General features: G+C 70.2%; 21 protein-coding genes. 6 read left to right on the top strand and 15 right to left on the bottom strand.

Annotation, left to right across the window (positions count from 1 at the left end; all coding sequences use genetic code 11):
- Positions 1-2: 2 nt before the first annotated feature.
- The 6 genes from HUT18_RS01680 to HUT18_RS01655 all read right to left on the bottom strand — a co-directional run bounded on the left by HUT18_RS01680 (position 3) and on the right by HUT18_RS01655 (position 9,674).
- Entirely contained in the window at positions 3-743 is a 741-nt protein-coding gene (locus tag HUT18_RS01680; RefSeq protein ID WP_176097128.1) for a bifunctional 2-polyprenyl-6-hydroxyphenol methylase/3-demethylubiquinol 3-O-methyltransferase UbiG, read from the bottom strand.
- Positions 740-2,122: a condensation protein gene (locus HUT18_RS01675; RefSeq protein WP_176097127.1), complete on the bottom strand. Its 1,383-nt coding sequence runs from the start codon at positions 2,120-2,122 to the stop codon at positions 740-742. Before HUT18_RS01675 ends, HUT18_RS01680 begins: the two co-directional genes overlap by 4 nt.
- Positions 2,119-6,468, bottom strand: a complete 4,350-nt coding sequence (locus HUT18_RS01670; protein WP_176097125.1) for an alpha-(1->3)-arabinofuranosyltransferase — start codon at positions 6,466-6,468, stop codon at positions 2,119-2,121. Before HUT18_RS01670 ends, HUT18_RS01675 begins: the two co-directional genes overlap by 4 nt.
- The gene (locus HUT18_RS01665) at positions 6,465-7,139 is read right to left on the bottom strand and encodes a class I SAM-dependent methyltransferase (RefSeq protein WP_254878922.1); all 675 of its coding nucleotides are present in this window, start codon (positions 7,137-7,139) and stop codon (positions 6,465-6,467) included. Before HUT18_RS01665 ends, HUT18_RS01670 begins: the two co-directional genes overlap by 4 nt.
- Positions 7,140-7,323: 184 nt before the next feature.
- Positions 7,324-8,511, bottom strand: coding sequence for a glycosyltransferase family 4 protein (locus HUT18_RS01660; protein ID WP_176097121.1), 1,188 nt, complete (start codon positions 8,509-8,511; stop codon positions 7,324-7,326).
- Positions 8,512-8,726: 215 nt separating this feature from the next.
- Entirely contained in the window at positions 8,727-9,674 is a 948-nt protein-coding gene (locus HUT18_RS01655; RefSeq protein WP_176097120.1) for a DUF3068 domain-containing protein, read from the bottom strand.
- Between the two features lie 221 nt (positions 9,675-9,895).
- Between HUT18_RS01655 and HUT18_RS01650 the strand changes: the two genes are divergently transcribed.
- From HUT18_RS01650 to HUT18_RS01640, 3 genes are all read left to right on the top strand, one after another.
- Positions 9,896-10,039 (top strand): hypothetical protein, encoded by a 144-nt coding sequence (locus HUT18_RS01650; protein ID WP_176097118.1) that lies wholly within the window; start codon positions 9,896-9,898, stop codon positions 10,037-10,039.
- 12 nt (positions 10,040-10,051) lie between these two features.
- Entirely contained in the window at positions 10,052-11,296 is a 1,245-nt protein-coding gene (locus HUT18_RS01645; protein WP_176104228.1) for a helix-turn-helix domain-containing protein, read from the top strand.
- A gap of 80 nt (positions 11,297-11,376) precedes the next feature.
- Positions 11,377-11,880, top strand: coding sequence for a GNAT family N-acetyltransferase (locus tag HUT18_RS01640; RefSeq protein ID WP_176097117.1), 504 nt, complete (start codon positions 11,377-11,379; stop codon positions 11,878-11,880).
- A 54-nt stretch (positions 11,881-11,934) separates the two neighbouring features.
- Here the strand turns inward: HUT18_RS01640 and HUT18_RS01635 are convergent, their stop codons facing one another.
- From HUT18_RS01635 to HUT18_RS01595, 9 genes are all read right to left on the bottom strand, one after another.
- Positions 11,935-13,020 (bottom strand): exo-alpha-sialidase, encoded by a 1,086-nt coding sequence (locus HUT18_RS01635; protein WP_254878382.1) that lies wholly within the window; start codon positions 13,018-13,020, stop codon positions 11,935-11,937.
- A gap of 103 nt (positions 13,021-13,123) precedes the next feature.
- A complete protein-coding gene (mmuM, locus tag HUT18_RS01630; RefSeq protein WP_176097113.1) occupies positions 13,124-14,050 on the bottom strand; it encodes a homocysteine S-methyltransferase in 927 nt (308 codons plus the stop codon).
- Positions 14,051-14,191: 141 nt separating this feature from the next.
- Positions 14,192-14,995 carry a maleate cis-trans isomerase gene (locus HUT18_RS01625; RefSeq protein WP_176097111.1) on the bottom strand — a complete coding sequence of 268 codons (804 nt, stop codon included), beginning with the start codon at positions 14,993-14,995 and terminating at the stop codon, positions 14,192-14,194.
- 50 nt (positions 14,996-15,045) lie between these two features.
- Positions 15,046-15,741, bottom strand: a complete 696-nt coding sequence (locus HUT18_RS01620; RefSeq protein ID WP_176097110.1) for a transglutaminase family protein — start codon at positions 15,739-15,741, stop codon at positions 15,046-15,048.
- A 65-nt stretch (positions 15,742-15,806) separates the two neighbouring features.
- The gene (locus HUT18_RS01615; RefSeq protein WP_176097108.1) at positions 15,807-16,961 is read right to left on the bottom strand and encodes an acyl-CoA dehydrogenase family protein; all 1,155 of its coding nucleotides are present in this window, start codon (positions 16,959-16,961) and stop codon (positions 15,807-15,809) included.
- Between the two features lie 84 nt (positions 16,962-17,045).
- Positions 17,046-17,420 (bottom strand): ectoine synthase, encoded by a 375-nt coding sequence (locus HUT18_RS01610; RefSeq protein WP_176097106.1) that lies wholly within the window; start codon positions 17,418-17,420, stop codon positions 17,046-17,048.
- A 122-nt stretch (positions 17,421-17,542) separates the two neighbouring features.
- Positions 17,543-17,803, bottom strand: a complete 261-nt coding sequence (locus HUT18_RS01605; RefSeq protein ID WP_176097105.1) for an acyl carrier protein — start codon at positions 17,801-17,803, stop codon at positions 17,543-17,545.
- A complete protein-coding gene (locus HUT18_RS01600) occupies positions 17,800-19,368 on the bottom strand; it encodes an AMP-binding protein (protein WP_217710456.1) in 1,569 nt (522 codons plus the stop codon). The genes HUT18_RS01605 and HUT18_RS01600 overlap by 4 nt, the downstream gene beginning before the upstream one ends.
- A gap of 478 nt (positions 19,369-19,846) precedes the next feature.
- Positions 19,847-20,293 (bottom strand): MarR family winged helix-turn-helix transcriptional regulator, encoded by a 447-nt coding sequence (locus HUT18_RS01595; protein ID WP_176097103.1) that lies wholly within the window; start codon positions 20,291-20,293, stop codon positions 19,847-19,849.
- Positions 20,294-20,472: 179 nt separating this feature from the next.
- Here HUT18_RS01595 and HUT18_RS01590 point away from each other — a divergent pair, with 179 nt between their 5' ends.
- From HUT18_RS01590 to HUT18_RS01580, 3 genes are read left to right on the top strand one after another with little or no spacing between them, the layout of a single operon-like run.
- Positions 20,473-20,961, top strand: coding sequence for a nucleoside deaminase (locus HUT18_RS01590; RefSeq protein WP_176097102.1), 489 nt, complete (start codon positions 20,473-20,475; stop codon positions 20,959-20,961).
- Positions 20,958-21,626 (top strand): DsbA family protein, encoded by a 669-nt coding sequence (locus HUT18_RS01585; protein WP_176097101.1) that lies wholly within the window; start codon positions 20,958-20,960, stop codon positions 21,624-21,626. Before HUT18_RS01590 ends, HUT18_RS01585 begins: the two co-directional genes overlap by 4 nt.
- Positions 21,627-21,686: 60 nt before the next feature.
- Complete coding sequence (locus HUT18_RS01580) at positions 21,687-22,808, top strand: NADH:flavin oxidoreductase (protein ID WP_254878380.1); 1,122 nt, start codon at positions 21,687-21,689, stop codon at positions 22,806-22,808.
- Positions 22,809-22,923 lie beyond the last annotated feature (115 nt).

Genomic DNA, 22,923 nt, shown 5'->3' with positions numbered 1-22,923 from the left:
CGTCAGGTCCTTTTCCTGGCGTGCAGCAGGAGCAGGGACGAGAGGGAGGGGCTCATACAGGCGAGCCGGTCGAGGGCGCGCAGCGGCTTCGGCACACCGTGGAACGGAGCGCCCGCCACTTTGACCACCTCGAACCCGGAGGCGGCCACGAACTCCTTCAAAGCGCGCGCCGTGTACAGCCGCAGATGCCCCACCACCTCCGAGCCGGGCCTGCCGTGGATGCCACGCAGGCTGACCTCGGAGAACACCGGCTGCACTCCGGCGAGCAGCAGCCCGCGGTTGTACCAGGCGGCCAGGTTCGGGGTGGACAGCATCAGATGGCCGCCGGGCCGGAGCACCCGGCGCAGCTCGTCGAGGGCGGAGTCCGGGTCGACGAGGTGCTCGATGACCTCGCTGAACAGGACCGCGTCCGCGCAGCCGTCGGGGAACGGCAGCCCGCCGTCGGTCAGTTCACCCCGTACGGCGTGCGGCAGATGGGTCTTGGCGCGGCGCAGCGCGTCCTGCGACCAGTCGACCCCGACCAGGCGGTGACCGGCGAGCAGGGGCGCGGCCACCGAGGCGGCGGAGCCGTCCCCGCAGCCCACGTCCAGGACGGTGGCCGCCCCGTCGGTGGCCGGGCCGAGCACCTCGGCGAGCATCCGGGCCTGGCGGATGCTGCGGGCATCGCCGGACGCGACGGGAACCGAGGGGTTCTCGTAGAAGTCGCGCAGGCTGTCGCGCTTGGACTCGGTGGTGGTGGTCATGAGCCCTTCCCGGAGGCTTGCGGCGGGACGGTTGCAGGCCGTGCGTCCACGGCTGTGGACGCGAGATGGCGGACGAAGATGTCGCGCAGTGCCGCCCCGTCCGCCGGTCCGAGCAGGGACCTCGACCAGCGCAGGGCGAGATGCAGCTTCCCGTCGGTGGACGCGGCGGTCACCGACAGGCCACGCGGCAGGCGGGCGGGGGCGGAGAACCACACGGCACGGGCGCGCCCCGCGTCGCCGAAGTCCAGCGGATACGGGATACGGCCGATGTTGCTGAGCAGCGTGGTCGACGCCAGCGGCGCGGACAGTCTGCGCACCGACCTGACCAGCAGGGCGCGCGCGGCGACCGGCAGCACGGGCGCGGCGAGGAGTGTGGCCGCGCGACCGAGCTGCGGACCGGGCCTGGCCTTGAGCAGCCGGGTGCGGTCGGCGGTCCTGCGCAGCAGCTCCGCCATGCCGAACTCGCTCAACTCCCTGGGGGCGTACGGCACTTCGACCAGGCGGGTGCCATTGCCGATGGGCATGTCGGCGCCCCGGCTGCGATCGTCGACCGGCATCGTGATCCGCGGCGGCCGGGGCCGGGCGCCCCGCCGCTCGTTCCACTCCGCGACGGTCAGCGCGGTGGCGACCATCAGCTGATCGTTGACGGTGTACGGGGCCCCCTTGGGCCGCCCCGGCACCGGCAGTTCCATGACCAGCATCGCGTTGCCCGCCCCGGAACCAGGATTGCCCCGGGCCACCCGGGCGGGCAGGGTGAACGCCGAGGACGCCGCGGTCGGGGCGGGCGCGGAACCGGGCGGGGCACCCCCGGGGCGCGCGGGCGCGAGCACCGGGGGTTCGTTGTCGACTCCGCCGTACAACGCGGCGGCGGTGGCCAGGATGCGCATACAGGCCGGGCCGTCGAGCGCGGTGTGATTGAGGGTGACGATCAGGGCGGCGACCGGCCCGTCACCGGGCGCGTCCGTCGCCTCGGTGCCCTCGGGCGGCTGGACGACCTCCACCCGCACCGGTGGCGACTGCGCCAGCGACGGCGCCGAGGTCAGCGCCCGGGTCCTGGCCCGTTCCAGGGCCCCCGGCCCGGAGGCCGAGAACGTCACCGTCTCGACCTCCGGCCGCCGCGTCAACTCCCATTCGTAGCGCCGTCGGTACCAGCCGCCGGGCGCCTCGCGCATGAGGACCCCGGGGTGGCGCAGCAGTGCCTCGGTGAACGCCGCCCTGAACCGCTCCGGATCGAGCCGTCCGGGCAGGTGCACCTCGATGTGCACCGTCTCCGGCTCCGCCGGGTCCAGGCAGTGCCGCGAGATCTCGTCGACGACCGGGAAGGGCACCCGGCGCGGCGGCCCCGCCTCGCGTGACACGGCGGGTTCCACCGCGGTCATCCCGGTTCCCCTTCCTGCCGGGGGGCCTCAGGTGCCCGCTCCGCCGTCCGCTCGCGGGCGGACAGGGTGGGTCCGGACGTCCAGCCGCTGCGGCGGGGCAGTTCCGGCGCCTGCTCGGGACCCTCCCGCCGACGGCCGCGCGGAGCCGCGTGCGCGCCACCGGACTGCTGAGGCAGTTCGAGGGTGTCGTTGCCGCCCCCGCCGTGGGAACCGTGCGCCTGCCCGCTCTCGTCGCCCCGGCGCACGCTCACCAGCGCGGCGAACAGGGCGATCAGCGCGAAGAGTTGGGCGACGGGACCGAACGCGCCCTCCTCGGCGGCGGGGGACTCACCGGCTCCGGTGGCGGCCACCGCACCGGCGATCACCATGGAGCCGAGCGCCAGCGGCACGAGCAGCTCGTGCCGCCACCGGGCGAGTACCGCGAGCACCGGCACGATCAGCGCCAGCGGTCCCGCGATCACCACGCCCACCAGAGTGAGCGCCACGGTGCCGAGGATCAGGCCAGGTCCGGCCGGTGCCGCCGACGGCTCGTCGGGGTTCTCGGCCTTGCGGCGCCAGAGCACCAGCGCCGCGAGCAGGACCACTCCGGCCGCGCCGCCGATGAGCCCGGCCCGGTAGGTGTCGGCCGGCTCGTAGTGCAGCTCTACCGTGCCGCCCGCACCGGCCGGCACCAGGAAGCCCTGCTGCCAGCCGTCCAGACGCAGCGACTCGAGCTTCTTGCCGTTGAGCGTGGCGGTCCAGCCCTTGTTGTGGTTCTCGAAGGTGGTGAGGTACGTGGCCTCGCCCGCGCCGACCCGCATGGTGCGGTCGTCGCCGCCGCCGTCCAGGACCTTCAGCGGACGCGCCGCCGAAGCCGCCGCCTCGCCGCCGCCGTGCGTGAACGTCAGGTCGCTCACGGCGAGCGGACCCGTGCCCGCCGTCTGCACCCGGTGCTTGCCCGCGTCCATGGGCAGTTCGGCGTTCTCCTTGTTCTCCTGGCACAGCGTCACCTCGATGGGCCGCCGCTCCACGAGATCGCGCACGGCGCCCCGGGCACTGGTGGCGTGCAACTGGTCGTCGATGGCCAGCGGCGGACCCTCGCCACAGGGGAGTGCGAAGGTACGGGACGCCTTCGGCGTCGGCGTCCGGTAGTCCTCAAGTGCCGGTACGTACACCTCGCTGAGGCCGACCGGAAGCTGGAGGTCCTCGTCGGCCACCGGGTTGTGGACCGTCAGCGGCGCGGTCCGGGTGATGGTGATGTCGAGCTGGTTGGTGGTGACCGCCGGGAAGCGGACCCAGCCGTTCTCGTCGACACTGGCGATCAGCGCTCCGGTGGGAGTGTTGATCTGCACTTCCTCGGGCCGCGTCGACAGACCGCCCGCCGCGGGCAGCACGATCGCGTCGATCTTCTTCTTGTCCGGCCACTTCAGGTGAACCACCGGGCGGTCCCCGGCGATCCAGGCCGTCGCCAGGTCTCCGTCGGTCAGGTTGCGCGCGGAGATGTCCGGGTTGAGGCGCGAGGTCGAGTCGGCGCTCGCCACCACTCGTCGCCGCTGCTCCGGAGCCACCTCGTACAGCAGCTTGTCCAGTGCGTCACCGGGAACCGGCACCGCCTGGGCGTCGACGCGGTACGGCCGCGACTCGGACGTGGAGAAGGTGCGGTGCAGCCCCGGCTCGGTTCCGGCGGGCGAGAGACCACCGGGGTCGGCGGTGCGGTGCAGCGAGACGACCTCGCTGTCGGCGCCGGCGGACTTCCCGTCGGTGGGGAGCCTGAGCAGCCGGGTCATCTTCACGTCCGGGATCGAGATCTCGGAGAACCCGGCACCGGTCAGACCGCTGTGCGCGGCCTGCGCGTCAAGGATCGTGAGCTTGATCCAGCGGCTCTTGCCCGGGGCCGCCGCCAGGCTCTGCTTGCTGCCGTCGGGCTGCAAGGAGCTGGTGACACTGCCCTGTTCGGTCTCCACGCGGACCTGGGTCGGCGCCGACCGCACGCCCTGCTGCGGCAGCGGCGTGACGGCGAAGCTGGACGGAATGTCCGTACTGTCGTCGAACTCGGCCTTCAGCCACTCCCCTTCGGGACTGCCCGCCGAGCCCTCGGCCCACGCCGTGTCCGGGTTGCCGTCGAAGGCGTTGACCGGGTCGTACTGCGGCAGGTGGAAGAGCCAGTTGCCGCTGGAGGAGGCCGTGACCGCCTTCGCGCCCTCGATCTCCGCCACCGTCTGGTGCGAGGTGCCCTCCCTGGGGAGGATCTGCTTCGGCTTGTCGCCCGGGTCCTGCAACGCCTCGGGGGCGTTGCGCTCGGTGGGCGTGTAGGTGTACGAGGTGTTGGAGTTGACCAGACCGAAGCGGGTGTCCGCGCGGCGCAGGCCGTCCGCGTTGACCTGCACGGCGGGCTTGTCGACCCCGGGGTGCTCGTCACCGGTCAGCACGGCCGGACGGTCGCGCATGGCCGGGTCCGCCGAGAGCTGGAGCAGCGACTCGGGACCGCCGGAGACGACCGCCGTGTCCGAGACCGCGCGCAGTTCCGCGCGTCCTGGCTGCTCGACGGCGGAGTCGGCCGGGGCGTAGATCTCCACCGCGCGCTGGCGGGGGAAGAGCCCCTCCACCTGGAGCGGGGTGTCCTCGGCGATACGGCCACCGGTGGTGATCGGGCCGAAGCCCTTGACCCGCTGGAAGCCGGACTGGGCCAGCGTCCGCTTGACGGTGGTCGTCGGTACGTGGCCGAGCTGGTCCGGGTCGAGGTCGTTGCGCACCACGACGTAGTGCAGTCCGGCCCGGCCCAAGTAGTCCGCCAGGCCCGGTACTTCACCACCGGTCATCAGGGCCTGCTCCACCGCGTCCATCGCGCGGCGGTTGCCCGGGTTGCCGAACGGCACGTAGTCGCGCTGCGCCCAGGGGGAGCGGCCGAGCACGTCGAGCGGCTGGTCGATGGGGGAGCCCCAGGTGTAGATGCCGTGCGCGGTCGCGGGCACCACCAGGGCACGGGAGTCGGGGGACTGGGCCTGAAGATAGTCCGCGGTGCTCTTCCAGTACGCGGGCAGCTCCTTGAAGGAACCGGGCTGCAGGATCGAGCCGTTGACGTACGGCAGCGCGAGCGCGGGCAGCACCAGGACGGTCGCCGCAAGCGGAGCCAGGCGCCGGTTGGGCAGCCGGGCCGCCTGCCTGCTTTCGAAGGCGACGGCGAGCAGGTGCGTGAGGCCCAGCGCGAGCGCGAGGGCGAGCCCCGGCTGGAACTTGTAGATGTTGCGGAACGGCACCAGCGCACCGTTGAGCAGGTCCTGAACGGTGCTGTGGAAGGGCGCGCCGAGCGCGCCGCCGTAGCCCGCGAGGGTGACGAGCGCGACGCTCAGCACGACAAGGACCAGCCAGCGGCGCTCGGGCAGGTCGCGGCGGGCCAGACCGGCCAGACCCAGGCCCGCGACGACGGCGGTGCCCACGACCACGAAGACCGAGGAGACCACGGTCCATCCGGCGGGCAGCCAGGCCTCGCCGAAGTGCAGATAGGCGACCCAGTTGCCGGCTCCGCGGAGCGTCTCGGTGGCCGACATGGTGCCGGTCGTCGTCGCCGAAGTCTCCACGTACGGCATGAAGTTCTCGCCGTAGATGCCCAGCATGAGCAGCGGCACGATCCACCAGGTGGTGGCGAGCAGCACTCCGGGGATCCACCAGGCGAGGAGCTTGCGGCGCCGGGGACCGGCGGGCCGGGACAGCAGGTAGAGGCCGACCGGAAGCAGCGAGGCCAGGGTCGAGGCGGCGTTCACGCCCCCCATGAAGGGGATGATCAGAGCCGAACGCAGCGCCGCGACACGTGCGCTGCGGTTCTCGTTGGTCAGCGGCAGCAGCACCCACGGCAGCACCGCGCCGGGCAGCGCCGCGGCCGAGGTGGAGCCGACCACGATGGTGAACGTCGGCCACAGCGCGTACACGGCGCCGCCGAGCAGCCGGGTCGTCGAGGTGCCGAAGCCGAGGCGTTCCGCCAGCCGCACCGCGCCCCAGAAGGCGGCCGTCACGATCAGCGAGAGCCACAGCCGTTCGGTCAGCCACACCGGTATGTGGAGCAGTCTGCCCAGGCCGTGGAACGGCAGCATCGGGAAGGCGTAGCCCACGTACTGGTTGAGGATGCCGCCGAATCCGGCCTCGTCGTGCCAGAGGTCACCGAAGTCGGCCAGGAAGCGCCCCGGGTCGGTGGTCACACCGAGCTTGGTGTCGAAGGTCTGCCGCCCCGGGGACACCGCGAGCAGCAGGACGAAGACCACGGCCCAGAACCCGAACAGCCACTTCCTGGACCGCGGTTCGCCGGAGGGGCCCGGTGCCGACGGCGCCGGACCGGCGGCCGCGGGGGGAGGGGCCTGGATGGTGCTCGTCATGTGCTCCGCCTGAGGATGAGAAGGAGGTTCCAGGTACAGATCTCGCGCAGCCCCGGCACACGGGTCACCGCACCTGCGAGGAAGGGGAGATAGCGCGAACGGGCCGCGACGATGTCGACGTCGGTGCGCTCGCGCACCTGCCGCAGGGTCTTGCCGACATCGATCCGGAAGAGGTTCTCGCCGAGGGTGTGCTTGGCCGGACGGCCGCTGCGCCGCTCGTAGCGAAGGCGCGCCCGGTCGGCACCGAAGTAGTGCCAGGGCGCCCACTCGTGACCGCCCCACGGCGAGAGCCAGTTGGTGAACGACACGTAGACCAGTCCGCCCGGACGCGTCACACGGACCATCTCGCTGAGAAAGGTCATCGGGTCGTCGACATGTTCCAGCACGTTGGAGGAGAAGGACACATCGGCGACGCCGTCCGCGAGCGGCAGCAGGTAGCCGTCCGCCACCACCGCGCCGCTGGTGCCGCAGCCGCCGAGTTCCGCCACGTCCGGTTCGAAGAGGTAGCCGTGCGCGCCGCGGCGCCGGAACTCCTCGGTGAACCAGCCGCCGCCACCGCCGATGTCGACGACGACCCGGCCCGCGACCGGCCCGCCGTAGGACTCGACCTGGTCGGCGGCGTCACGGGCGAGCAGCGAGTAGCACGCGTCGGGGTGCGACGGCTCTCGCATGAAGGCACGGAACAGCGCGACGGAACGGCGCAGGGACGGGTCCTTGTACTGGGGAGCGGCCGGAACCCGGCCGGGGCTCGGGGAGTTCACGGCAGCCGGTGCGGGAGCCGAGGCGAGGTGCGGCTCCCGCCGCACCTCGCCTCCGTCGCCCGCACCCGCGGCGCGGGGGGTGTCGTCGTTCGCGTCACGGAGAAGGGACATGGGGCTCTCCTCCACCGGGGCGCCCGACCGCCTCGGCGGCGACGGCGCTGAATCTGTCGACCGTGTGCCGCCAGCGGAACTGGGCCGCATGGGATTCGGCGGCCTTGCTCATCGCCGTGAGACGGTCGGCGCTGAGCGCGAGGGTGCACCAGGCGGCGGCGAAGGAACTCTCGCCCTGCGCGAGCACGCCGGTGACCCCGTCGGTGATGGAGTCACGCAGGCCCGGTACGTCGAAGCCGATCGCGGGGGTGCCCCGCACCGCGGCCTCGGTCACCACGAGCCCCCAGCCCTCGACGGCCGAGGGGTGCAGCAGCAGCCAGGCCGAGGACAGCAGACGGTGCTTCTCGTCCTCCGTGACGTGACCGGCGAACTCGACGCCCTGACCGGCGAGCTGTTCGAGACGCTCACGTTCGGGACCCTCACCGATGATCACCAGACGGCCGCCGGTGACCGGCCGCACCCGCTTCCACAGCCGCAGCAGCAGATCGATGCGCTTGTACTCGACGAGGCGGCCGACCGCGACGAACAGCGGGGTCGGCGACTTCGGTGCCAGCGGGCCCGGCTCCTCCACGCCGTTGTAGACGACGCGGATACGTCCCGGGTCCACGCCAAGACCCTCCAGGGCGGTCGCCGTGGAGGGCGAGACCGCCATGAGGAGGTTGTCGCGCTGGGCACTCGACAGCGCCCAGCGCTCCAGGCGTCGGCCGACCTGTCCGGCCGGAGCGAGCACGCCACCGAAACGCATGTCCCACAGGTCGGTGTGGACGTGGTTGACCAGGCACAGGGTCGGCCCGCGGTGCCACAACGGCGTGAGGTAGGGCATGCCGTTGCAGACCTCGACGAGCAGGTCGCAGTCGCCGATCCGGCGGGCGAAGGCGGAGCGTGCCTTGAGGAAGTGGCTGAAGGCGCCACCGGCCGACACCACGCGGTAGTCCCGCTGTGCGGCGGGTCCGCCGCACAGCAGGGTCACCTGGTGGCCGAGCCGGGTCAGGCCCGCGGCAAGGCGGTCGACCAGTAGCTCGGAGCCGCCCGCCGCCGGGTTGTCGAGATCGCGGTGAGCGAGAAAGACGATCCGTCGAGGGTGCGGTCCTGGTGCCGGCGGAAGAACCGCCGACGCGAGCTCCTCGGCCCGTGGGGAGGGACGTATGGAGTCGGGTGCGCGCTGGGGCATCGGTGCTCCAACTCGTCTCGGAGAAGTGGGGAGGAGAGGGGATTTCAGGGTGAGCCTGGGCTAGGGGCTCGGTGCGGGGTGCCGCTCAAAGGGGTGGGCTTGAGGCGGTCCGGACAGTTTTAGTGGTTCGGTTTGGCGTGGCTACTCACCCTGGTGACAAATTCGGGGGAGTTTGCGGCGGGTATTTGCTCTCGCTCGCGAAGTTCTGTAGCGGATCACGAAATCTCGCGCGTGCGTTGTCCGCGAACCACAAACACCCCGCCGGTGAGGAGCAGCACCGCGCCCGCCGCCCCCGCGCCCATCGGCGCCGTGGAGGTGAGCGTCTTCAGCTTTCCGCTGTCCCTGTCCGCCAACTTGACCTGGGCCCGCTGGGTCTTCTCGGTGAACGCGATCTTCTTGCTGTCCAGCAGGACCATGGCGTCCTTGTCGGAGCCGGGGGCGCGCAGTGTCTTGCGGGGGCCGACGGCCGCGTACAGGATCCGGCCCGTGGCGGGATCGGCTATGAGCTCGATGCCGTGGTTGGCGTACCACTCCTCGGCCAGAACCTGGCTCTTGTCGACCCCGACGAGCTTGCCCGGCACCAGCCTGGTGCCCGTTTTGGCCGCCTTCACCTTGCCGGTGAAGCGCATGCCCTCGAAGCCCTGGACCTTCTTGCGGCCGCTGTAGTCCAGCTCGACCGTCGCCCCGAGCGTGCTGTCCCACCAGCGGTAAGAGCGCTCCTCGACGTCGAACGGGAACTTCAGGTAGGCCTCGCCCTCGAAGCGCGGCTTCTCCTGGCAGCAGTGCACCGGCATGTTGGTCTTGCGGTTGGTGACCCAGCGCTCGGTGGTCCACTGCAGGGCGTCACGCGGGTCGGAGGCGGGCAGCGAGGAGTCCGAGTCGACCGAGGTGGAGACGTCCCAGACCGCGTTTCCGCTGGCGTCGCCGTCGGCCACATCGCCCCTGACCTGTCGGGTGATGGTCAGGCGCTGATCGTGTCGTGGCTTCACCGCCTGGGCGTCGAAGTAGGTTCCGGTTCCGTTGAAAACCGTGGTGATGTCGGTGTCCAGAGGTGTCTTCTTGGCCTCCGGTCCGACGTACCAGGTGAGCAGTGGGGCCAGGGCGAGCAGAAAAGCACCCAGGCCCAGAAGAATCAAGGAAAAAGGCGAAGCAGTCCGGCGCATCCGGAATCTCCAGAGGGTGAGGGCGGCTCCCGCACAGGCAGAAAGTACCCGCGGGTAGTGCCGGAACGTAAGGTCACTCTTGACGCAATGTCAATGGACAGCTGATACTGAGCGCCGACCGGATTGGGCCCGGCGACCAATGCGCTTCAGGCCGCTGTGCGGGCGTCCGAATGCGGAAATCCAGGGTGGGAACTACCTCGACCGAGAGGCTGAATCCTGCGATGTCCAGAACCGTTGCCGCGCTCGTGACGATCTTGTTCGCTGTTGCCCTTGCCGTCGGCACGGCCTACGGCATCGTCGCGCTCCTCGACGCCACTCCCGAGCAGCCGAACACGCCGCTGATCAGCTACGAAACCGCTCAGTAGGCCCCGATCGTGCTGCCCACCACACTGCGCCCCTTCGAACCGCACTCCGCCTGGCACGCCGTCCCGCCGGCGCTCGTCCGGCACTTCGCGGCCACTGCCCTTGCCGAGGTGCCCGATCTCGCCGAGGAGATCCTCCGCGAAATCCGGAACGGGTACCCCCACCTGCGCTTTTCCCTGGACGAGTCGGGCGAGCCGATGGCTCTGGTGGGGATCCGGCACGCTCTCGAGGGCTTCGTCCGGCACCTGCTGGCCGAGGAGGGATCCCCGGCGCGGGAACACCACGAGGTCTTCCAGAAATTCGGCCGCGCCGAGGTACGCGACGGCCGCAGCCTCGACTCGCTCCAGGCCGTGTACCGGCTGGGTGTACGGCTGTCCTGGCGCCGACTGGCGGAGATCGGCCAGCGCGTGCGCATCCCACCGCCCGCGATGTACGAACTGGCCGACGCGGGCTACGAGTATCTGGACGGTCTGGTGGAGGAGTCCGTACGCGGCTACGCGGAAGCCGCGGCCCGGCGAGCCGGTGAACGACTGCGACTCCAGCAGCGGCTCATGGACCTGGTCCTCAGCGACCACCGTGACGCCCCCGCCACGGACCTCGCCGAGCGTGCTTCCCAGGTCGCCTGGACACTGCCGAAGACGGTGTCGGTCGGACTGCTGCTGCGCCCCGCGCGCGAGTCCGTGGCGCCCGCCGTCGGCACGGAGATCCTGCTCGACATGGAGAGCGAACGCCCCCGCATCGTCATACCCGATCCGGAAACCGGCGGCCGCACCGAGCAACTGCGCAGCACCCTGGTCGGCTGGGCGGGCGCGATCGGCCCGCCGGTCCCGCTGGCCTCCGCCGCCAAATCGCTGCGCTGGGCCGAGGCCGCCCTCGGCCTGATGGAACGTGGCCTGCTGCCCAGGGACCAGGTGCTGCACTGCTCCGAGCACATCGAATCGCTCGTCCTGCTCCAGTCGGAAGAGCTGATCGACGATCTCGCCCGGCGCTGCCTGGCCCCGCTCGAACACTGCGCACCCACGCACGGCAAGCGTCTCGCCGAGACCCTGCTCGCCTGGCTGGAGACCCGCGGCGGAGCCCCCGAGATCGCCACCCGGCTCGGCGTCCATCCGCAGACCGTGCGGTACCGCCTGCGCCAGATACGGGATCTGTGGGGCGAGGAGATCGACGACCCCGACGGCCGGTTCGCCATCGAACTCGTCCTGCGCGCCCAGCGGTTGAGGGAACGCACGGAGGCCCCGGTGTCGAAGTCCCGCTGAGCGGTGCTGAGTCGCGGGGGTCGGATCCTGGTGGGCGGGGGAAGTCGCGTTCGGTGAGTGGCTTGGGACAGAGTGGGGCCATGTCCACGTACGAGACGATGTCGTTCCACCTCGAGACCGAGCGGTTGATACTGCGACCGTGGGCCCAGTCGGACGCCGACGCTCTCCGCGCCCTGCACTCCGAACGCGGCAACGGCACGCCCACGGTCGAGTACATCCGCACGCTCATCGCGAAGCTGCTCACCACCACGGCGACAACGGGCATTGCCCTGCTGACCGTTCAGCGCCGTGAGGAAGGCGATTTCATCGGCTACTGCGGGTTGGTCGTCGGCCGCTCCACCGTTGAGGAGCCCGAGATCGCGTACGAGTTGTTCCAGCGGGCGCACGGGCGTGGTTACGCGACCGAGGCTGCCGGTGCGGTGCTCGAAGCCGCTGTGGCGACCGGGCGGAAGCGGCTCTGGGCGACCGTCGGCGCGGGGAACGCACCGTCGTTCCGTGTCCTCGACAAGCTCGGGTTCGAGCGGGATCACGTGTCCCGGGAAGACAGCGGTGAAGTCGTGTGGCTCACGCGCTCGTTGCCGTGACGCGGGTCGCTGCCCCGGGGCCTCGTGCCCGATACACCTCATCTGCTCCGGAGTTCAGTCGATAGCAGCCGCCCGCACACACAGCACGTCCGGCAGATGCGAGGCCAACAGCTTCCAGCTCTCCCCGTCGTCGGCGGAGGCGTACACCTCGCCGTTGCGGTTGCCGAAGTAGACCCCGGCCGGATCCAGGTCGTCGGTGCACAGGGCGTCGCGCAGCACGGTGCCGTAGTGGTCCTCGCCGGGGAGGCCCGTGGTCAGGGCTTCCCAGCTCGCCCCGGCGTCCGCGGTGCGGTAGACGCGGCATCTGCGGTCGGCGGGCACCCGGTCGAAGTCGCCGGTGATCGGGAAGACGTAGGCCGTGTCCGCGCGGTGCGGGTGGGCGGCCACGGCGAAGCCGAAGGTGGACGGCAGTCCGGCGCCGATGTCGGTCCAGTGGGCGCCCGCGTCGTCGCTGCGGTAGACGCCCCAGTGGTTCTGCAAATACAGCTTGTCCAGGTCGACCGCGTCCCGGGCCACCTTGTGGACGCACTGCCCGAACTCCGGGAACTGGTCCGGCAGAAACACCGCGGAGACACCGGAGTTGGACGGCTCCCAGCTCGCGCCGCCGTCCTTGGTGCGGAAGACACCGGCCGTCGAGACGGCGACCGTGACCGCGGCCGCGTCGCGCGGATCGGTGAGCACGGTGTGCAGCCCCTCGCCACCGCCGCCGGGTTCCCACTTCGCGCGCGTGGGGTGCTCCCACAGCGGGCGGACGATGTCGAAGCTCTCGCCCCGGTCCTCGGAGCGGTAGAGCGCGGCGGGTTCGGTGCCCGCGTAGACCACGTCCGGTTCGGCGGCCGAGGGGTGCAACTGCCATACGCGTTCCAGCGAGGCCTTGGTGTCCTCCGGGAACTTGACCGCCGGCCGGGCTGGTTCGGTCCACTCGGCCCCGAGGTCGTCGGAGTGGAAGACCGAAGGACCCCAGTGCGCGCTGTCGCCACCCACGAGCAGGCGCGGCACCGTCCCTCTGGTGTCGATGGCGACGGAGTAGACGGCCTGACCCGTGAAGTACGGACTGTCGTCGAACCGCCAGACGCCGCCGCGTCTGCGGCCGAGGAACAAGCCCTTGCGGGTGCCCACGGTGAGCAGTACCTCGGTCATGCCAACCACCTCCGAAACCACGTTGTCCCAGACCCGGCCAGTGTGCACCCCACCACTGACAGCGACCCCAGACGGCAGGAAAGGCCCAGGTCGGAGCAGAGTGTCAGGGCGTTGCGGGGCGCTCCCCGCGCAAGCCGGCGGCCACCTCGGAGACAGCCGCAGGACCGACCCGGCAGCAACCGCCGACCAGCCGCGCGCCCTCGCGCACCCAGTCGCGCGCCCGCGCGGGCGCGAAGCGCACGGGACCGCGCCAGGCTCCGGCGCGGTCGTCCCAGTCCTCCCCGCTGTTGGGATAGACGACGACCGGCTTGCCGGTGAGCTGGGCGGCGAGTGGCACGGCCGCCTCGGCGTCGTGCGGCGAGCAGCAGTTCACACCGACGGCGAAGACCTCCTCTGCCTCGGCGGCGAGCGCGAAGGCCTCCGTCAGCGGCTGCCCTGCCCGGGTGCGGTCACCGAGGATGCTGTACGACAGCCAGACGGGTACCCCGAGACCGCGCACCGCGCGCAGCAGGGCGAGGGCCTCCGCGGTGTCCGGCACCGTCTCCAGGGCGAGCGCGTCGGGAGCCGCCGCGAGGAGTGCCTCGATCCGCGGGCGGTGGAAGTCCGCCAGTTCACCGACGCTCAGTCCGTAGCGGCCGCGGTACTCCGATCCGTCGGCGAGCACCGCGCCGTAGGGTCCGACCGAGGCGGCCACCCACAAGGGACGCTCCACGGCGGCACGGCGCGCGGCCGTCCTGGCCAGTGTCACGCTCGACGCCATCAGCGCGGCGGCCCGCCCGCGGTCGATGCCGCAGCGGGCGAATCCCTCGAAGGACGCCTGGTAGCTCGCCGTGATCACGACGTCCGCTCCGGCCGCGAAGTAGGCCTGGTGGGCCCGGAGCAGGGCCTGCGGACAGTCCGCGAGCAGGCGGGCCGACCAGAGGGCGTCGCCGAGGTCGTGGCCGTCCGCTTCGAGCTGGTTCGACAGACCGCCGTCGAGCACCAGCGGCCCGCGTGCGAGCGCCTGCGGCAAGGTGAATCCGTTGTCCACTTCTTCGAAGTTAGCCGAAGGCGTGCGGTGCGGGCCACGTCCGCACCGCACGCCCCGCACCGGTCGGATCGCCCAGCCGTACTGGTCGGGGACGCGTACCTCGGCTTCGAGCTCGGCCGCCGCGTGCAGTGCCCAATGGGTCTACGCGGTCACGGGGCTGTGGGTGAAGACACGGCCGTAGTCGGTGATGTGGCGGGCGATTTCGCCGGCGCCGGCCAGGTGGAGGGCGTGCCAGAGGAGGACTTGGTTGGCGGTCAGGATCGTGAAACCGAGTTCTTCCTCAAGGGCGTTGATGGTTCCGACGGCGCGGATTCCGTTGCCCGCGACGAGTACCGCGTCGGGCTTGTGGCCGGCCACGGTGGTGCGGATCCACTCGGAGAGCGCCTCGGGCGTGATGAGTTTCTGGTTGCTGGGCAGTCCGCACGGTCCGTGGTGCGCGACGGTGACGCCCTGCTGGGTGAAGTAGTCGGCGCCCAGGCCGGAGAGGGCGTCGTCGAACCAGGGAGGGTTGACCAGGGCGAGGCGTTGGGCGTCGAGGGCGGTGAGTGCGGCGACCGCCGCCGTGGTGGTGCCGGTGAGGGGCAGGCCGCGGGTGTGCTGAGACAGGCGCGCGAAGAGTTCCTTCTCTCCGGCGGCACCGAGTATGTAGGCGGAGCTGGTGAAGCCGAGGGCGATGGCGTCGAGGGGAGCGGCCGCGAGGAGTTCCACGGCCTGGTCGATGTGCGGGGGTTCGACAAACGCCCGCACGGGATCGTGCGGGATCTTCGGGTCCATCTCGCCGCCGGCTCGCATGGCGCCGAAGTGGACGCGGGAGCCGTGGATGAAGACATCGTGAGGTGCCATCGCCTGGAACTCGGATTCCGGGCCGACGTCGGCGTGCGGGACGACGACGCCGATACGGGCGCGGGCCGCCCAGCCGTCCTGCATGCTCTGCGCGGTGCTCATTGCTGGCTCCTTTGGAGAGGAAAGGGGAGGCCGGTGAGGTCGATCAACGGTCAGTCGTGGGACCGGTCGGACTCGTCGGCCAGTGAGCCGCCACGGACGGTGCCGGTACCGCTGGAGTCGAGGAAGTTCGGGTGCTTGCTGCGCATGTGGGACATGACGAAGTCGTAGGGGACGTCGTCGAAGCTTCCGTGGTCGGCCAGGAACTCCATGCTGGCGTGGCCCTGGTCGTCGAAGGGGTGGTAGAGGCTGTCGGAGGTGCCGTCGAATTCCAGGGCTTGCATTCCGTAGAGCCGGCACAGGATCTTGTTGAAGACCGGGGTCGCCTTGATCCACGTGCCGTTCAGATGAACGGAGTTCAGGCCATGGAAGAACGTGTCCCCGCCGATGTGCTCGCGCAGCCGGTCGGAGGCGAGGTGGTTGCGCACATCGCCGTAGACGACCCGGGCGGGGACGCCGACGCCACGGCAGGCTGCCGCAAAGAGCGCCGATTTGTGCAGGCAGAAGCCCTGCTTGACGGTCACGGTGTGGCTGGCCTTGAGGCCGTCGCGGGACAGGTCGGCTCCGTACACCTCGTAGAAGATGTCGTCGCGGACCGCGTAGTACAGCTCGGTGGCCAGCTGCCCGGGGTCGGCGGAGCGGTCCTTGACGGCGTCGTCGATGAAGCCCTGGACCGCGTCGGTCTCGTAGTCGAGGAACGCGGTGGGGGCGGTGAGTTCGCGGTATTCGTCCGGAGTGAGGGCGGTCATGGTCGGCCCTGCCTTCGTGGTGGGTGTGGGCGCGGGCTACCCGGAGCCGGGGAGCTGGGGGTGCTTCAGAGGCCGAGCAGCGAGGCGATGCGGTTGCGCTGGATCTCGCTGGTGCCGGAGTAGATGGTGCCGCCGAGCGCGTTGCGTACGTCCTGCTCGATTCCGGTGCGGGTGAGGTAGCCCTGGCCGCCGAAGATCTGCACCGCGTCGAGGGCGGTCTGCTTGTTGGCCTCGCTGACGACGGTCTTGGTGACGGCGATGTCGATGGCGGCGTCCCGGCCGGCTTCGACCTTGGCCCCGGTGTCGGCGAGCCACTTGCGGGAGGTTTCCACGGCGATCTTCATGTCGGCGATCTTGTGGGAAACCGCCTGGAAGGCGCCGATGGGTCGACCGAACTGATGCCGTGACTTGGCGAACTCGACGACCCGGCGCAGCCGGTGGGTCATCTCACCCAGGGTGATCGAGAAGGCGAACAGGATCTCGCGCTTCATGACATGGTCGAGCATCAGGAAGCCGGCGCCTTCCTGGCCGATGCGGCGCGTGGCCGGTACCCGCAGCCCGTCCAGGGTGACTTCGCCCAGCGGTGAGGTCCGCAGGCCCAGCTTGTCGAGCGGTTCGCCGACGCCGAGGCCGGGGGTGTCCCGTTCCACGAGGAAGACGCTCAGGCCGAACGGGCCCGGTGCCCCGGTACGTACGTAGAGCAGGAACAGGTCGGCGATCGGCGCGTTGGTGATGAACATCTTGCCGCCGTCGATGACGTAGTCGTCGCCGTCGCGGCGTGCGGTGGTGGTGATGTTCATGGCGTCCGAGCCGCCGCCGGGTTCGGTGATGGCGTGGGCGGTGATCAGGTCCCCGGAGATGATCTTCGGGAGGAACATGCTCTTGAGCTCCGGGGAGGCGAACGCCTGGAGCGGGATGCCGACGCTGACGATCTGGGTCGAGGTCGAGAAGTTCAGGCCCGCGTCACGGCTGGTGTGGCCAAGGCCCTCCAGCGCCTGCATGGTCTCGGTCAGGGTGTGGCCCAGGCCGCCGTACTGCTCCTCGAACGGGACGGCGAGGATCCCGGAGGACTGGATCGCCTTCCACTTGTCCCGGGGGAACTCGCCGCGTGCGTCCGCCTCGGCGACATCGCGGTTGAGTGCGTCGGCCCAGGGCGCGCTGATCTCGTAGGGAGCCGGGCGGGAGCCGGCAGCCGGCGGGGGGGTGTGTGCAGGGGTCACGGGGAACTCGGCCCTTCCGGTGAGTCGCTGGTGCGGGTCGGTGACGGGGCCGCCCCATGTCGGGGCGGCCCCGGGGCGCGCGGCTCAGTACTGGGAGAAGCCGTCCGGGGACAGCGTGTGCTTCTCGTCGCCGCGCAGGGCCGGGCTGAACACCGAGATCAGCCTGAAGTCCTCGTAGTCGGAGGCGATGAGGTAGTGGGCGTCGTGCTTGTCGAGGGCGTACACGGTGCCCGGGGTGATCTTGTACCGGGTGCCGTCCTTGGCGACGACCTCGCCCGATCCGCCGATGCAGAAGCAGGCTTCGAGGTGTTGTACGTACTGCAGGGCGCTGGTGCTGCCCTTGCGGACCAGCGTTACGCACACGGTGAAGCCCATGCCATCGGTCTCGGTGAGAAGCCGGTGGCTGGTGCCGTTGCCCCATTCGACGGGAACGACATCGTCGGTGCTACGCACGATCACGGGAGTGCTCCTTTGCGTTGCCATAGGCAGGCCGGGGAATGTGCGGGGAAACGTGCAGAGAGCAGATATCGAGGGATGGGAGACGCCAATTGAGGCGGAGGGTGAGGGATCGGCGGGGTGGGTCAGGCGGTGGTTTCGGACCTGGCGTTGTCGATGAAGGCGCAGATGGCCGTGATTGTCCGGAAGTTGTCCGGGGCGATCGGGATGTCGTCGACGGGGATGGCGTACGTACGGGAGATGTGGGAAATGACCCGGACCAGGCCGAGGCTGTCGACAACACCGTTGTCGATCAGGTCGAATTCGGGGGTGAGGTCGGCGGAGTCCTCGCCGTCGAGGAATTCCTGGACGATGTAGTTCCGCATGTCGTGGGGGAGGGTCTTCATTCCGCCTTGCCCTTCAATCGGTTGTTTTTGATGAGAGTGCGGTCGGGTTTTCCGGTGGAAATGCGCGGCAGCGGGGTGTCGTTGACCGTCACCGAGGACGGGATGGCGTGGCGCGGGAGATTCTTGGCGCTGTAGGAGCGCAGTCGCAGCGAGGAGAGTGTGCTGCCGGGGCGGCGCGTGACCTGAGCGTGCAGTTTGTATCCCGCCTCCAGGTCGGGCAGCGCCACCACGGCGGCCTCGGCGACGTCCGGGTGGGCGCTCAGGACGCTCTCGACCTCGAGCACGTTGGTGCGTACGCCCCGGACCTTGACCTGGAAGTCGGCGCGGCCCTGAAGGAAGTACAGGCCCTCGGCGTCGCGGGTGACGACATCGCCGGTGCGGTAGAACACCGCCTCGCTGCCGTCCGGGGCCGGGACGAACACCCCTTCGTTGCGGGCGAGTTGGAGATAGCCCGTGGTCTGGAACGGGGTGGACACCAGCAGTTCACCGGTGCCGGGACCAACGAGGACCTGCCCGTTCTCGTCGAGGAGCAGGGCCCGCACTCCGGCGAGCGGCCGCCCGATCGGCAGGGCGGGACCGGCTGTCGCGGGATCCACTTCGTGGAGGAAGCTGTCGTTGGTCTCGGTGCAGCCGAAGACATTGTGGAAGCGGGCGGCGGGAAACGCCGTGCCCGTCGTCCGCAGCAGCGCCTGCGGCATCACATCCCCGGTGAAGATCACCGTGGTGGCCTGCTTGTACACCGCGGTGTCCGGAGTGAGGGAGCCCGGAGCCGCGCTGTCCCCGGCCGGGGACAGCGCGTCCTCGGTGAGCAGGCGGTAGAGCATGGGGACGCCCTGGACGAACGTGACCTCATGGGTGCCGAGCAGTTCTCGCAGGTGGCGGGCGTCGGTGCTGCGGGCCTGTTCGACCAGTACGACACGTGCCCCGAGAAGGAGAAAGGTCCACACGTCGAGCAGCGAGAGGTCGAAGTTGAGCGGCGCGTAGCTGAGCGCCGTGTCCGTGTCCGTCAGCCCGAAGCGGTCGGTGGCCCAGTCGGCGAAGCGGTCGAAGGCCGCCGTGGGGATGGGCACGATCTTCGGCGTTCCGGTGGAGCCGGAGGTGGTGAGCAGCAGTTGGGCGCCGGCGGGATCGACCCGTGCGAATCCTTCGGCGGCCTGCGCGTCGAGTGCGGCCTCGGTGGCATGCAGACCGCCCTGGTCGGCGGTCAGGATGTACGAGCAGCGTGCCTGCGCGCAAAGGGTCCGCAGGGGCTCGGCACCCAGTTCCGGCGAGGGCACCAGAACGCTGTGGCCGGCGCTGAAGGCCGCGATCAGGAGAGCGATGGTCTCGGGTGATTTGTGGGCGGGAACGCAAAGTGGTTGGTCGACGGGTAATCGCAGGCATTTCAGTGTGCGCGAAAGGCGCTCGGCCGACTCGGCGAGCTGACGATAGGTCACCTGACGTTCGGCCAGGAAGAGCGCCACGCTTTCCGGCCGGTGCCGTGCATGCCGGGCCAGGGCGTCAACGAGGCGTGAAGAAGGCACAGTTTCCCCCAATCGTTCTTCCGTCGGTGCGAAAGCGAACATGGATCCGTGCGAATGCGGACTCTCTTCGTCCGGTCTTCAGGAGCGATGGTCAGAATTGACCAGGAAACAGTGATGGCGCTTTACCGGCGATGCCGGGATGTGCTCTATGCGCGTAGCCCTCAGGATGTGCGAGCGCTTGCTCCTGATGTGATTGCCGCGGAAAAACTCCCAGACGGTGCATGCTGAGTCAAGCAAATATTTCCTCGGGTGACCCATGTCACAACCGAGAATATTTGCATGATCACCCAGCCATAACCTGACTGAACAAAAGTGATTCACAGGTTGCCGGGTGGTGCCCTCCGGGGCGCCTTGTATTCACTTGAGAGCGGCTCGAGCCGGGCTGCATTCTCTGAGCGCGCGCAGGCAAGGTTGTGCCCCCGGGTGGGCACAGGGGCGCATCCGGCGGGAGTGAGTGGCGCGGTGGGTCGGATCCGGGGCGGGGTGCGGCTCGCGGAAGGGAGCTGTCGTGGAGCTGCCGTCAGAGGGAACTGCGCAGCGCCTGCACCGTGCCGGCGATCGCGGGGTCCGTGCCGGCGGTGTTCAGCGCGGAGCTGAGCACTTCGGCGTAGGTGGTGCGGGCGGCGTTGTAGCGCTGGCGGCCCTCGTCGGTGATGACGGCGTAGACGCCTCGTTTGTCGGCCGGGCAGAGGTCCTTGTAGGCAAAGCCCGCCGCGTCGAGCCGACCGACCAGGCGTGTGACCGAACTCTGGCCGAGGCCGATCCGGTCGGCCAGCTCCTGCATGCGCAGTTCGCCGTCCTCGGCTCGCGCGAGGTCCGCCAGGGCCCGGAACTCGGAGAGCCCGATTCCGTGCTGACGCTGCAGGGCCTGCGCCAGGTGGCGCTCCACTTGGGCGTGCAGGATCAGGACTCGGTCCCATACGGCCTGGTCCGAAGAGGCGGGCGGTGCGGAGGGAGGCGTGGTCATGGTCGGACGGGAGCCCTTCCTGCAGGAGCGTTTGACAACAAGATACATGTCCATGCAAGCTTTCCCCCGCCGCTGGACGTCATCAGCGGATGACACTGAGCGAAAACAGTTGCACGTACAAGCAAATATATGCGACTCGGCACCCGGCGCGGTCGGCCCTTCTTCCCCGGGGAGTGAAGATGTCCTACTCCGAGATCTCTGAAAGTGAACTGGCCGGGTATGTCGGTCAGGCGGTACGGATCAGCAGTGAGCATGTCGCCAAGGGCGGCATCCCGTTCTCCGGCGTGGTGGTCAACGGCGGCCGTGTCCTGGGCACCGGATTCAACCGGGTGCGCGAGGACAACGACCCCACCGCGCACGCGGAGGTGGTCGCGCTGCGCGAAGCCGCCGCCCGGTACGGCCTGCACGCCGTCGCGGGGGCCACGCTGATCGCTTCTGGCGAGCCCTGCGCGCTGTGCTACATGGCCTCGCTGTACTTCAGCGTCAGCCACATCGTCCACGCGGTCGACCGCAGTACGGCCGCCCAGTACGGCTTCGACTACGCGGGCTCGTACTCGATCTTCGCCAAGGACCCGGCGGACTGGCCCATCAAGGTCACCTCATTGCAGATTCCGGAAGCAACCAAACCGTTCGAAGAATTCCTCGCCATGGACCGGAGGCGGAAATGACCGAGACGGACACCAGCACGGACACCGGCACCGTCGGCATCAAGGTCTGGTCGGACTACGTCTGTCCGTACTGCATGCTGGCCGAGGGCCCGCTGCACGAAGCCACCGCGGGCCTCGACGTCGAGATCGAGTGGATGCCGTTCGAACTGCGGCCTCATCCGACCCCGACCCTTCGTCCGGAGGACGCGTACCTGCCGGCGGTCTGGGCCCGCTCGGTCTATCCGATGGCCCGCCGGATGGGAGTGGACATCACCCTGCCCACCATCTCGCCCCAGCCCTACACCGGGCTGGCGTTCGAGGGCTACCAGTACGCGGCCGAGCACGGCAAGGCCGCCGAGTACACCCCGCGCATGCTCCGGGCCTTCTTCCAGGAGAACCGCGACATCGGCGAGTTGGACGTCCTCGCCGACATCGCCTCCGAACTGGGCCTGGACGCCGAGGAGTTCACTCGGGCGCTTCGGGACGGAACCTACGCCGAGGCCCACCAGGAAGCACTGCGGACCGCCCAGGCGCACCAGATCTCCGTCGCCCCCACCATCCTCGTCGGCGGGCGCCACCGGATCGAAGGTGTCCCGAACGCGGCCCAGCTCCGCAGGGCCGTGCTCGACGCCGGGGCCACACAGAACGCCACCGACGGTGCGGCCTGCTCCATCGACGGATGCTGACATGACCCGTACACAAAACCACCGGGTACCCGGCCGCCTCCGCTGCTCACGGGAGGAGAGGTGAGCGCCGTGACGGCCGCGCATCCGGCCCTCGCCGCTGTCGACTTCGCGGGGCTCGGGCTGCGCAATCGGCTCGCGGTGGCTCCGATGACCCGGGTGTCGGCCACCGCCGACGGCCTGGTCACCGACGACATGGCCGCCTACTACCAGGCGTTCGCGCTGGGCGGTTTCGGGCTTGTGGTCACCGAAGGCACCTACACCGACACGGCTTTCAGCCAGGGGTACTTCGGCCAGCCGGGCATCGTCAGCGCGGCACAGGCCGCGGCCTGGCAGCCGGTCACCGCACAGGTGCACGCGGCCGGAGCGCGGATCGTGTCGCAGCTGATGCACGCCGGAGCACTGACCCAGGGCAACCGGTTCCGTGACCGCACCGCGGGTCCATCCGCGATCCAGCCCCTCGGGGAGCAACTGAGCAACTACGGAGGGAGCGGCCCCTGGCCGGTACCCGTCGAGCTGAGCCCGCCCGACATCACCGGCGTCATCGAGGGCTTCGCGGCCTCCGCCGCACGCGCCCGCGAGGCGGGTTTCGACGGAGTGGAGATCCACGCCGCCAACGGCTACCTCCTCGACCAGTTCCTCACTCCGCGGACCAATACGCGCACCGACCGGTACGGCGGCGGAATCGAGCAGCGCGTACGTCTCACCGGCGAGGTCGTGGCGGCCGTGCGCGAGGCGACCGGCACCGGCTTCACCGTCGGGGTCCGTTTCTCACAGGCGAAGGTCAACGACCACACACACCGGTGGCCGGACGATCCCCGCGAGGCGGCCGTTGTCTTCACCGCGGCGGCCCACGCCGGGGCCGACTACCTGCACATCGCGGGCAACGGCCGCGACTGGTTCACGGACGCCACCCTGGGAGCCAAGGGGCCGACCCTGTCCTCACTGGCCCACGGCGTCACCGGCCTGCCGGTCATCGCCAACGGCGGCCTGCACCACGCCGATACGGCCCGACGCGTCCTGGACGAACGGCACGCACAGCTGCTGGCCATCGGCACAGCGGCACTGGCCAACCCCGATCTTCCCCGCAGATTGACCGAGGGAACGGCACTCACACCGTTCGATCCTGCCCTGCTTCAGCCGCGGGCAACGCTGGAGAACGCCCGTCGGGTCCTTGCCGGCTGACAACACGCACCGGGGCGATCCCCCGGTGTCTCCAACGGCGCCGACGCGGAAACCGCTCACCGCCCCCGCCGCCCCAGCTCCGCTGCGCGCCGCTCGGCGAACTCCCGGGCGGACC

Source organism: Streptomyces sp. NA04227 (genome assembly GCF_013364195.1).
Taxonomy (GTDB): Bacteria; Actinomycetota; Actinomycetes; order Streptomycetales; family Streptomycetaceae; genus Streptomyces.
The sequence above is the reverse complement of the archived record's forward strand: the minus strand, read 5'-3'. Positions and strand labels throughout refer to the sequence as shown.